This window comes from Embleya sp. NPDC055664, from assembly GCF_053618075.1.
The window spans coordinates 1-11,463 of the sequence record NZ_JBSHGZ010000077.1 but is presented as its reverse complement, the minus strand read 5'-3'; the positions used below and the strand labels follow the sequence as shown (position 1 = coordinate 11,463).

Sequence of the window (11,463 nt, the reverse complement as noted above, 5' to 3'; positions counted from 1 at the left end):
CCACCGACTCGGACCGTCCTCGCACCGGCCACACCCGCAACCCAAGGCACAACGCGCGCCGAAAAGACCCGGCCCACCCGGGAACGCACGCCCGGCGAACCCGACCCGAGCCCCGCACGCCGGCCGGCGGCGGCTCAGCCCACGGCTCGGGGCGGCCTCGGCGTCACTCGGTCAAGGCGTACGGTGACCGCTTCGCGTTGTCGGGCGCGGTCGGATGCAGCCCGTCCGGCGTTCGAGGGCGCTCGCCGCAGGCGGCCCGAGGGCGCGATCGGGCGCCGGACGCGGCCGAATCGCAGCCCGTCCGGCGCCTGAGGACGACGTCACGACGCGCCGCCGCGCCCGCCCGCTACCGGCCGTTGAAGGCGTCCTTCAGGCGCGAGAACAGGCCCTGTTGGCCCGGCGTGAATTGTCCCGACGGGCGTTCCTCGCCGCGCAGCTTGGCCAGGCGGCGGAGCAGTTCCTCCTGCTCGGGGTCGAGCTTGTTCGGCGTTTGCACCTCGACGTGCACGACCAGGTCGCCTCGGCCGCCGCCGCGCAGGTGGGTGATGCCCCGCCCGTGCAGCGGGATCGACTGGCCCGACTGGGTGCCCGGGCGGATGTCGATCTCCTCCGTGCCGTCCAGCGTCTGCAGCGGCACCTTCGTACCGAGCGACGCCGCCGTCATCGGGATGGTGACCGTGCAGTGCAGGTCGTCGCCGCGCCGCTGGAAGGTGGCGTGCGCGACCTCGACGATCTCCACGTAGAGATCGCCCGCCGGGCCGCCGCCGGGGCCGACCTCGCCCTCGCCCGCGAGCTGGATCCGCGTACCGCTGTCCACGCCCGCCGGGATCTTGACGGTGAGCGTGCGCCGCGCGCGGATGCGGCCGTCGCCCGCGCACTCGGGGCACGGGTGCGGGACCACGGTGCCGAAGCCCTGACACTGCGGACACGGCCGCGACGTCATGACCTGGCCCAGGAACGACTTGGTGACCTGGCTGACCTCGCCCCGCCCGCGGCACATGTCGCAGGTCTGCGCCGTGGTGCCCGGGGCCGCGCCCTCGCCGTTGCACGTGTTGCACGTGACGGCGGTGTCCACCTGGATCTCCCGGGTGGTGCCGAACGCGGCCTCTTCGAGGGTGATCTCGATCCGGATCATCGCGTCCTGGCCGCGGCGCGTGCGCGAGCGCGGTCCGCGCTGGCTGGCCTGGCCGAAGAACGCGTCCATGATGTCGCTGAACCCGAAGCCGGCCTGGCCGAAGCCACCACCGCCCCCGCCGCCCCCGGAGGACAGCGGGTCGCCGCCGAGGTCGTACATCTGACGCTTCTGCGGGTCCGAAAGGACCTCGTAGGCGTTGTTGATCTCCTTGAACCGGTCCTGCGTCTTCGGGTCCGGATTGACGTCCGGGTGCAGCTCCCGAGCGAGCCGGCGGAAGGCCTTCTTGATTTCCTCCGGGGTGGCGTCGCGCCGTACCCCGAGGACCTCGTAGTAATCGGTAGCCAACTCTACGACTCCGCGAGGATCTGTCCGACGTACCGTGCCACGGCGCGCACCGCTCCCATCGTTCCGGGGTAGTCCATCCGGGTCGGCCCGAGTACCCCGAGCTTCGCCAGTGTTTCCTGCCCACTGCCGTATCCGACGGCGACCACCGAGGTCGCGGCCAGTCCTTCGTGCATGTTCTCGTGTCCGATCCGCACGACCATGCCCGGGTCGGTCGCCTCGCCCAACAGCCGCAGCAATACGACGTGTTCCTCGAGCGCTTCCAGGACCGGGCGGATCGTGTTCGGGAAGTCCATGCCGAAACGGGTCAGGTTGGCCGTCCCGGCCAGGACGACCTTCTCTTCCTTGTGCTCGACCAGGGTGTCGAGCAGGGTGGCCAGGATGCCCGCCACGATCGGCCGTTCCTCGGCGGTGAACGGCTCGGCGAGATCCTGGACCAGCAACGGCACATCGGCGAACCGCTTGCCGGTGATGCGGCTGTTCAGCCGCGCCCGGACGTCGGCGAGCAGGTTTTCGCCGACCGGGCCCGGCGTGTCCATCACCCGCTGCTCAACCCGGCCCGTGCTGGTGATCAGCACCAACATGACCCGGGTGGGCGCGAGGGTGAGCAGCTCGACGTGCCGGATCGTCGAGCGGGTCAGCGAGGGGTATTGCACGACGGCGACCTGATGGGTCAGCTGCGCGAGCAGCCGGACCGTACGGCCCACCACGTCGTCCAGGTCGACCGCGCCGGCCAGGAAGGTCTGGATCGCCCGGCGCTCGGCGCCGGACAGCGGCTTGACGCCCGCAAGGCGGTCGACGAACAACCGGTAGCCCTTGTCGGTGGGCACCCGGCCGGCGCTGGTGTGGGGCTGCGTGATGTAGCCCTCCTCCTCCAGCGCGGCCATGTCGTTGCGAATGGTGGCCGGGGAGACCCCGAGGTTGTGTCGGTCCGCGAGCGCCTTGGAGCCGACCGGCTCCTGGGTCGCCACGTAGTCCTGCACGATGGCACGCAGCACGTCCTGTTTCCGATCGTCGAGCATGGTGCGCACCTCCCTGACCCGTTCTTCCACCCGTTGCCGTGTCGCGTAGGCGGTGGTTCGTCCCACTGGTTGGCACTCCGTCCCGCCGAGTGCCAGTGTACGGGTCACCCGATCCGGACCGTACCCCTGAGTCCGTGCCAAGGTTGACGCATGCTACGCGCCGAACAGCCGAAACACGCCACATGGGAGCCGATCGGGCCGGGCGTACTGCGTCGTCGGTTGCCCGGCCTCGAACTGAATGTGGCGGTCGTCACGGGGCGGGAGGGGATCCTGCTCGTGGACACCGGTTCGCACGACCACGAGGCCGCCGACATCCTGGCCTCGCTGGCCCGCGAACTGCCCGGGCACGGATTGCCCGACCGGGTGGTCGCGGTGGTGAACACCCACGGTCACTTCGACCACTGCTACGGCAACGACGAGGTGCTGCGCGCCTTCCCCGACGCGGAGATCTGGGGACACGCGGACCTGCCGCGGTATCTGGAGCGGTGGGCCGAGGCCGGTCGGGCGAGCGGCGTCGCGCACGGGTTCGACCCGGAGCTGATGCGCGCGGCGCGGATCGTGCCGCCGACCCGACCGGTGTCCACGGGCACGCCGGTGACGGTGGATCTGGGCGGGCGCGAGGTGGTGCTGTTCGCGCCCGGTCGTGGACACACCGACCACGATGTGGTCGTCCACGTACCGGACTGCGGCGTGCTGATCGCCGGGGACATGGTGGAGGAGAGCGGGCCGCCGGTCTTCGGCTCGGACGCGTTCGCCGCCGAGTGGAGCGATTCGCTGGCCCGGGTGCGGGCGTTGGACGCCAGTGTCTGGCTGCCCGGACACGGCGCGGTGGTCGACGAGGAGTTCGTGATCCGGCAAAACCGTTGGCTGGCCGAGGTGGCCGCCGGGCGCGTCGTACCGGACTGACGTACCGTCACCCGGCTAGCGTCGTGGTCATGCGCAGTTATGGACCCGAGTCGCTGATCCCGGGATGGAAGAAGGACAAGCCCGTCCCGGAGGTCGCGGCCGACCGCGATCTGGTGGTGGAGGAGGCGTCCACCGGCTTCTGCGGCGCGGTGGTCCGGGTGGAGAAGACCCCCGAGGGCTTCACCGTCACGCTGGAGGATCGGCACGGGCGGCTGCGGGTGTTCCCGATGGATCCGCGCGGGTTCCTGATCGACGGCGAGGTGGTCACCCTGGTCCGACCGACCGCCCCCGGTCCGGCCCGTGCCCCGGGGCGCACCGCGTCGGGCTCGATCGCGGTACCGGGCACCCGGGCCCGGGTCGCCCGCGCCGGGCGGATCTACGTCGAGGGCCGCCACGACGCCGAGTTGGTCGAGCGGGTGTGGGGCGACGACCTGCGGATCGAGGGCGTGGTCGTGGAGTATCTGGAGGGCGTCGACGATCTCCCGGACGTGATCCGCGAGTTCGCGCCGGGCCCGGGTCGCCGCCTGGGCGTGCTGGTCGACCACCTGGTGCCGGGTTCCAAGGAGAGCCGGATCGCGGGCCGGGTGAGCGGCGACCACGTGCTGGTGGTGGGACACCCCTATATCGACGTCTGGCAGGCGGTACGCCCCGCCTCCGTCGGCATCGCGGCCTGGCCGGACGTCCCGCGCGGTGTCCCGTGGAAGGAGGGCGTCTGCGCGGCCCTCGGCTGGCCGGTGAACCCGCCCGCGGCCTGGCGCCGCATCCTCGCGGCGGTGGACTCGTACCGCGACCTGGAACCGGCCCTGCTCGGGCGGGTCGAGGAACTCATCGACTTCGTGACGGCGCCGCCCGAGGGGTGAGGCCCCGGTCGACGCGATGGCCGGCCCTCACCGCGCGACCTGCGGCGCTACCGTACGGCGATGGCGCAGGAAGAGATCACCCTCGTATTGCCGGACTCGGCCGGACCGAAGTTTCGGACGTTCGGCGTCTTCGACACCACGTTCGTCCGGTCCGCCCGCTCGGGTGACGGGGCGGCCCGGGAGACGCGCAAGGACTTCGCCGACCCGGCCGCCGCCGTGATCGCGCTGCGCCGGGAGGTGGGCAAGGCGATGCGCGCCGGGTTCGTGCGCCTGGGCGGGGCCGAGGACCCGGTGGTGCTGGAGTTCATGCCGCCGGACAAGACCTCGTCCCGGGCCATGGACCTGCATCCGGACGGCCGCACCGTGCTGATCGCCTACGACGGCGCGATCCGGCTCGTGGACGTGGCGACCGGGGTCCGCCGCACCGTGCACGCGGTGCCCGCGGCCGAGCGGCTGACCGGCATCGACACCGCGCTGTTCGACGCGACCGGATCGGCCGTGGTCTACACCGTCGGCGGCTCGACCCGGCGACTGGACCTGGGCACGCTGCACGAGGAACCGCTGGCCGATTACCGGCAGTTCGAGAACGCCCTGTTCAATCCGCACACCGTGCAGCCGGCCTGGGACGCGGCCCGGCGGCGCCTGGTCGTCTTCGACGCCGACGACCGGGTGCGGGTCCTGGACGCGGCCGGCGCCCCGGTCTGCGAGGTGTCCACCCGATCGCCGACCACCGAGTGCCGGGGCGCCGCGCTGTCCCCCTCGGGTCGGTTGCTCGCGGTGTGGCGGGTCAGTCGCGGGCTGGTGTACGGGCACCGCGACGCGAGCGCCGATCCGACCAACGAGGTCGAGGTGTGGGACGTGGAGGCCGGCCGCCCGGTCGCGCGGGTGCCGCTGGAGTGGGAGATCGGCGACCTCGGCTTCGATCCGAGCGAGACGTTGCTCCTGGTCAACCGGGGCCGGGTGCACGGGCCGTTCGCGATCTCGATCGACACCGGCGAGCCGGCCTGGCACCTCGCCGATCCGCACCACCCGAACGGTTGGGCGACCTGTTACGCGTGGGCCTACTCGCCGGACGGCCGGCGGATCGCGGTGGGCGGTCATCGTACGAGCGCCCTGCGCGTGTACGACGCGGATCTGCGCGAGCGCGACGCCGTCGCCCTCCCCGGCCACGACGAACAACGCGTCCGCCGCCTGGCCTTCTCCGCCGACGGCACCCTCCTGGCCACGGGCGGCGACTTCGGCCGGGTCTTCGTCCGCCGGGTGTAGGGCATCCGCCCGGGCGCGCCGAACAACCCGTCGGCTTCGACACGGCGCCACTCGAACGGTGACGCCCGAGCCCATGGTTCGTCAGACGAATCTGCTGGTGCTCAACGTCATCGAGAACGGCGCTGGAAGATCGATCTGCTTACCGAAGGGACCGGTGTGACCCTCCAGGTAGTCGTCACCCTTCGGCGTCAGGAAGAGCGTGACCTTGCTCTGCTCTCGATCCACCAGCAGGTACAGCGGAATGCCGCTGCGGGCATAGGCCCGTCGTTTCTGTTCACGATCGAAACCGGCGCGATACGACGTCACCTCCAGGACCAGGGCAACCCCGGCGCACGGCATCCACGATTCGGCGTCCAGGAACAGGTCCAGGTCCTCGGGCGCGAACGTGCCGTCCGGGATGACGTGGTTGCGGGCGAGTCCCCCACCGGTGGCCACCACCAATCCCTTGCCGCCGGAGAAATCCATCGGCACGGCCGATCCGCTGAGGATCTGGCGAACCACGGCACTGATGATGCGCTCGTGATTCCCCATCGGCGGTGGTGTCACGACGATGTCCCCCTCGATGAACTCGGCGCGGAAGCCCAAGGGGGTGTCCAACGCCAGGAAGCCGTCGAGCATGACGTCTTCCTGCGCGGGGATCTCGTGTGCCATGACAGACATTCTCAACCCCTTCCGTAGTCGAGGCGAGCATAGGGACGCGTCGTGCGGGTGACCGAACGTTTCCGTTCCGGTCACCCGCACGGGTGAACGACTACGTGAAGCGGCGTTACGGGGCCTTCGCCGAGGCCGACAGGGCGGCGATGGAGTCGTCGGTGCAGTCCGCCCAGAAGGTGCCGACGACCTCTTCCAACTGGGTCATCGAGTGGGCGGCGTACAGGATGTCCTGGTAGTGCGTGATGTCGTATTGCATCGTGCCCATCGCGACCAGGTCCAAGTCGCGGATGTCGACCGTGCGGAACTCGCGGATCTCGCCGTAGGAGGACAGGATCCCGGCGCCGTAGGCCTTGAGCGCGCCGCCCTCGTGCATGACGCCGAATTCGAGGGTGAACCAGAAGACCTTGGAAACGAACTCCAGCGCCTCGCGGCTCTCCACCCGGCGGGCCGCCTCGCCCGCGACCCGGTACAGCGCCGCGAAGCGGTCCGAGGCGAGCATGTTGGCGTGGCCGATCACCTCGTGCACGACGTCCGGCTCGGGGGTGTACAGCGGCACGCTGTGGTGGCGGATGTACTGCGTGGAGTGGAAGTAGGAGTCGGCCAGCGACCCGTAGAAGTCGCGCAGCGGAACCAGGCCGGCCGCGGGCAGGTAGCGAAAGCCGGTGAGCGGCTGCAGCGCCTCGCTGACCTCCTCCAACTGGGGGATCCGCTCGGTCGGCAGCTTCAGGCGCGCGGCGCCGTCCAGGTAGTCGGCGACCGCGTACTCCGCGTGCGAGGCGGACAACTCGCGGGAGACCAGGCGCCAGACCTCGTGCTCCTCGTCGGTGTACTCGACCTCCGGGATCGGGTCGCCGCGGTGGTGGTCCAGCGCCAGCGCCGCGATCCGGTTCCGGCGTTCGCGGTATACCTCGTCCGCGAACCCCGGGTGGCTGCGGGACAGCTCGACCTCGACTCCGCCGTCGGCCCTACGGGTGACCGGGGCCAGATACTGGGCCTCCTCGAACATGCCATCTCCTGATCGCATCGGAATCGACTCGCCGGACAAGTCGCGGCACCCACGCAACCAGTATGCGCCGTTTTCATGCCTTTCAGACCGATCGGGTCGGGGGCCACGGCAACGGAAATCAGCTGCGAGGGATCGCCTCGACGCCTTTATCGCATCATCCGGACGGGCGTCACACAAGGGGCACAGGAGTGCAGACGGCCGCACCAAATGCACCGTCCACAGATCGAGACGGGATTCCCGCCCGCGTGACAGGATCGCCCGTACATCGGGGAGGGCACCGTCGAGAGGGGGCGCGCGGTGGTGGATTCACAGGGCATCGCCGGGGATCGGGCGAGGCGACGCGAGGTGGTCGAGGCACTCACCGAGACCTCCGACCATCTCGACTTCGCACTGGCGATGGTCCGCCGCATCGTCGGCGACCAGGAACGGCTCGGGGAACTGACCGCCCGCATCCGCGAGATCGAGACCCGGCTCCGGGACGACCGCTACTACCTCGCGGTGATCGGCGAGTTCTCGGCCGGCAAGAGCACCTTCGTCAACGCGCTGCTGGCCGACGACCTGCTGCCCACCTCGGCATTGCCGACCACCGGCGCCGCGACCAGGATCACCCACGGGGAGGAGTTCTCCGTCGAGGTGCGATTCACCGGCCACGGGATCCGCTACGTGTACCCCTCCGGGCGCTACACCGGGGCGGACAGCCCGCTCGGCCGGATGCTCGCGCACCTCGCGCCGGACACCCCGATCCCCGAGGACACCGCCGGCATCCTGCGCCTGCTCACCGCCGACGAGGCAATCGCCCCGCGGGTGCAGAGCCTGGAGGTCCGCCACCCCGCGCCGGCGCTGCGCGACGGCCTGGTGATCATCGACACGCCCGGAACCAACGCTCGGGCAGGTCACACGGAGATCACGCGCGCGGTGATGCGCGACGTCGCCGACGTGGCGGCAGTACTGACCGCGTCCACGTCGCCGTCGCCGGTGTCGCTGACCGAATTCCTCACCGATGCGCTCGATCCGGGGCAATTGCGCCGCTGCATCATCCTCGTCACCAAGATGGATCACATCGACGAGGACGAACGGGACGATCTGCTCGCCCACGTCCGACAGCGGTTCGCCCGGATGCTCGGTGTGCCCGACCCGGTCCTGGAACCGGTCGCCGCCGAACCGGTGGTGCGACTGGCCACCGGACGGCCGCTGCGCGGCCCCGAACAGGAGCACTGGGCGGAGGAGTTTCCGCGCACCTTGGCCCGGCTGCGCGACCTGATGCAGCGCCAGCGCATCGTCGCGGTCTCCGACCACCTGCTGCGACTCCTCGAGGACCTGCTCGACGAGTTGCGCCGCGAGGTGACGCTGGCCGAACAGCGGCTCGACGCCGAGGAGGCGGAGCTGGCCGAGGCGCGGATCGCCGACATGGCCGCCTTCGTCCGAGCCCAACACGGCGAGACCGCGCGCCTGCTCGGCGCCGGCGCCCAGCGCGCCCAGCAGGCGGTCGGCGGCATGGCCCCGCAGTGGTGGGGCTACACCCGGGACGAGATCGATCGGGCCCTGGAGCGCGCGAACACCCCCGACGAACTGCGCGCGGTGCTCGCCGAACAGGCCCCCGAACTGATCCGGCGCGGCCTGCCCCGGATCGGCGACATCGTGCAACAGGCGGTCACCGGCGCACTGTCGACCGCGGCCGAGACCGCGCGCGCCGCCGCCGACACCGCGTTCGCCGCCGCCTACGCCCGCCTCGGCGCGGTGGCCCGACCGGCCGGATCGGAGGCGGTCACGGTGCTGACCGGGCATCAACTCGCGGACGCGGCGATGCGGGCGTACGAGAACTCCGTCACAGGGGTGACCCAGCAGATCCGGGCCGTCCGACTCGACCCGACCGCGCCCAAAACCCCGGGCGCGCGGATCGGCGGCGCTCTGGACCAGTGGTTCGGCGGCACCCGCAACGGCTCCCAGGGCGCCCCTCCCGGACGGATCGGATTCGGCGGATTCATTGCCAAAGTGGCCGGTTCGTTGTCATCCACCGACATGACGGCCCTGCGGAACCACGCGCGCACCGAAATGCATCAGACACTGCGAACCGTCGCGGACGGTTTGTCCGGACAGATCGACGAGGCCGTGCGCACGGCCACCACGCACTACTCGCAGGACGTCTCGCAACACGTGGACCGCTACCGGGCCACCTACGAGGCGACGGTCGCCGAACTGGTGGCCGAACATCAACGCCGTGAGGATATTCTCGCGGCTCGCAGAAACCTGTTGCAGGACGCGGACAGGCAGACGGAACGGCGTCGCGCCACGGTGAACAGCCAACGCGAACGCCTCACGCACCGGGGGGATTTCGGCAGATGAGCGACTACACGCACGACGACGACCTGTTCGCGGTGGTCTCCGACGACACCATCGACACAGTGGACACCGCCGACGGGGGAAGCGTCGGGGCGGCACCACTGTGGGAGACCGACGCGAACGGCGGATCCATCGGCACCTACCCGAACTCCACCCTTCCGTACACGGATCCCAACTTCGACCCGCTGCACGACCCCAACTACGACCCGTTCCAGGCGGACAGCGACGGCGACGGCAAGGTCGACGCGTGGGACCCGAAGGCGTTCGACCCGACCGACGGCAACCAGCCCACGCCCAGTCAGCAGTGGCACGACGACCAGGTCAACAACCCGTACCTGGACCCGTACGGCGACCCGTTCACGGATCCCTACGGCGACCCGTACGGCAGCGACCCGTACGGCGATCCGTACGGCGACCCCTACGGCACCGACCCGTACGCCGACCCGGCCTCGTACGACCCGAGCACCTACGCCGAGGCGACGCCCGCTTCATGGGGCGCGGTCTACGACGACCAGGGCAACTGGACCTACCACGCGCCGGACTGGGCTCCGGAGCAGTTCCATGGCACCGGCGACCCGGTCGGCGACGCCAAGTACTGGCACCAGCAGGCCGGCAACACCAGCTGCGCGGTGGTCTCCCAGGGCATGATCCTGGAGAAGCTCACCGGCATCCCGATGGACGAGAACGCGCTGGTGACCGAGGCTCAGCAGGCGGGCATCTACGACCCCGCCAACGGCACCATGACCGGCGACATCGGCAAGCTGCTCGAAATGCACGGCGTGGACACCGACATGGTCCCGGGCGCCGACATGCGCCAAATGCTCGACGCACTGCAGAAGGGCGACCAGGTGATCGTCGCCCTCGACGCGCAGGAGATCTGGTCGCCGCTGCACGACGCGACCACCGGCGCGCCGCTGGAGCAGGACCCCACGATGGGACACGCGGTGTGGGTGACCGGCGTCGACACCCGGCCCGACGGGTCGACGTACGTGCTGCTCAACGACCCGGGCGCGCCGTTCGGCAAGGTCGAGCCGATTCCGCTCGCCGACTTCGTCAACGCGTGGCAGGACCGGGACACCACGATGATCGTGGCCCACCCCACGCACGCCTGATCGTTCGACACCAGCACACATTCGACGGGAGTAGGGACCACACATGTCGTTCGATCGTGAACACGTGCTGCGCCAGGCCGCGCAGGTACAACCACGCCGCCGTCCGGGCGTCGCGGGTCTGTTGAGCGGGATCCACCGCAGCGACGAGCTGCGCGGCTGGATCACCATGGAGTCGGTGGCACTGCCGCCGGTGCCGGAGCGAACCGCCGACGGCTGGACGTTGTGGAGCCTGATCGGGGTCGGCAAGGCCACCCCGGGACGGCGGGAGCTGCCGATCCACCCGGTCTGGGGCGCGGTCCAGTGGGCCTGGCCGAGCGAGAACGTGCTGCGCCACGTCAAGCTGAGCGAGCTGCCCGAGGTCGCCGCATCGGTGGAGGGCACCATCTCGGACGTGTCCGCCTGGACGTTGTCGATGCAGCCGGACGCGCTGGCGGAGCGGGCCCGCTTCTTCCAGTCGCTGGGCCGATTCCTGGCCGACCCGGAGGCGGACGCGCGCGGCGGACCGAAGATCCTCGCCGGGCTCTACGCGCGGGTGATGCCCGTGGGGGCGGTGGCCGCGTATCACCGGCTGGTGCCGTCGACCGCCTCGTGGCTGCGCGCGGGCGCACCGCGTGAGGCGGGCGCGCGGCGCGACTCGGGCGACTCGCCCAGCGGCCGACCCGGCCCGTCGGGGCAGACGGCGGACCGGAGGCAGGCCCCGGCTCCGGGTCCGCGCCCGGCGGGCGACGACTCTTCCGGTATACCGGGGCCGAACCAGGGGTGGGCGGGGCGCCTCGGGGGTGGGCCCGGCGCGGGTGGTGCGGGCGGCGCGGGTGCGCCG

General features: G+C 70.9%; 9 protein-coding genes and 1 pseudogene. 6 read left to right on the top strand and 4 right to left on the bottom strand.

All coding sequences use genetic code 11. The features are described 5' to 3' along the window. Nucleotides 1-346 precede the first annotated feature (346 nt). Both dnaJ and hrcA read right to left on the bottom strand, forming a co-directional pair. Entirely contained in the window at nucleotides 347-1,480 is a 1,134-nt protein-coding gene (gene dnaJ / locus ACWGR4_RS47715) for a molecular chaperone DnaJ (protein WP_078977376.1), read from the bottom strand. 2 nt (nucleotides 1,481-1,482) lie between these two features. After that, nucleotides 1,483-2,499 (bottom strand): heat-inducible transcriptional repressor HrcA, encoded by a 1,017-nt coding sequence (gene hrcA, locus ACWGR4_RS47710; RefSeq protein ID WP_026218791.1) that lies wholly within the window; start codon nucleotides 2,497-2,499, stop codon nucleotides 1,483-1,485. A gap of 150 nt (nucleotides 2,500-2,649) precedes the next feature. Between hrcA and ACWGR4_RS47705 the strand changes: the two genes are divergently transcribed. The 3 genes from ACWGR4_RS47705 to ACWGR4_RS47695 are packed head-to-tail and all read left to right on the top strand — an operon-like array spanning nucleotide 2,650 to nucleotide 5,531. After that, a complete protein-coding gene (locus tag ACWGR4_RS47705; RefSeq protein WP_380003016.1) occupies nucleotides 2,650-3,405 on the top strand; it encodes an MBL fold metallo-hydrolase in 756 nt (251 codons plus the stop codon). Between the two features lie 29 nt (nucleotides 3,406-3,434). Beyond that, nucleotides 3,435-4,265, top strand: a complete 831-nt coding sequence (locus ACWGR4_RS47700; protein WP_452132356.1) for a DUF3097 domain-containing protein — start codon at nucleotides 3,435-3,437, stop codon at nucleotides 4,263-4,265. 60 nt (nucleotides 4,266-4,325) lie between these two features. Next, nucleotides 4,326-5,531, top strand: a complete 1,206-nt coding sequence (locus ACWGR4_RS47695) for a WD40 repeat domain-containing protein (RefSeq protein WP_452132357.1) — start codon at nucleotides 4,326-4,328, stop codon at nucleotides 5,529-5,531. An 81-nt stretch (nucleotides 5,532-5,612) separates the two neighbouring features. Here the strand turns inward: ACWGR4_RS47695 and ACWGR4_RS47690 are convergent, their stop codons facing one another. Both ACWGR4_RS47690 and ACWGR4_RS47685 read right to left on the bottom strand, forming a co-directional pair. Beyond that, nucleotides 5,613-6,182 carry a Uma2 family endonuclease gene (locus tag ACWGR4_RS47690; protein WP_380003012.1) on the bottom strand — a complete coding sequence of 190 codons (570 nt, stop codon included), beginning with the start codon at nucleotides 6,180-6,182 and terminating at the stop codon, nucleotides 5,613-5,615. Between the two features lie 115 nt (nucleotides 6,183-6,297). Beyond that, nucleotides 6,298-7,191 carry a phenylalanine 4-monooxygenase gene (locus tag ACWGR4_RS47685; protein ID WP_452132358.1) on the bottom strand — a complete coding sequence of 298 codons (894 nt, stop codon included), beginning with the start codon at nucleotides 7,189-7,191 and terminating at the stop codon, nucleotides 6,298-6,300. 297 nt (nucleotides 7,192-7,488) lie between these two features. Here ACWGR4_RS47685 and ACWGR4_RS47680 point away from each other — a divergent pair, with 297 nt between their 5' ends. The 3 genes and pseudogenes from ACWGR4_RS47680 to ACWGR4_RS47670 form a co-directional block, all read left to right on the top strand. Beyond that, nucleotides 7,489-9,534, top strand: coding sequence for a dynamin family protein (locus ACWGR4_RS47680; RefSeq protein ID WP_452132359.1), 2,046 nt, complete (start codon nucleotides 7,489-7,491; stop codon nucleotides 9,532-9,534). Then, nucleotides 9,531-10,643 (top strand): cysteine peptidase family C39 domain-containing protein, encoded by a 1,113-nt coding sequence (locus tag ACWGR4_RS47675; RefSeq protein WP_380003007.1) that lies wholly within the window; start codon nucleotides 9,531-9,533, stop codon nucleotides 10,641-10,643. Before ACWGR4_RS47680 ends, ACWGR4_RS47675 begins: the two co-directional genes overlap by 4 nt. Before the next feature lie 43 nt (nucleotides 10,644-10,686). After that, nucleotides 10,687-11,463, top strand: a pseudogene (locus ACWGR4_RS47670) (hypothetical protein); the annotation flags it as partial.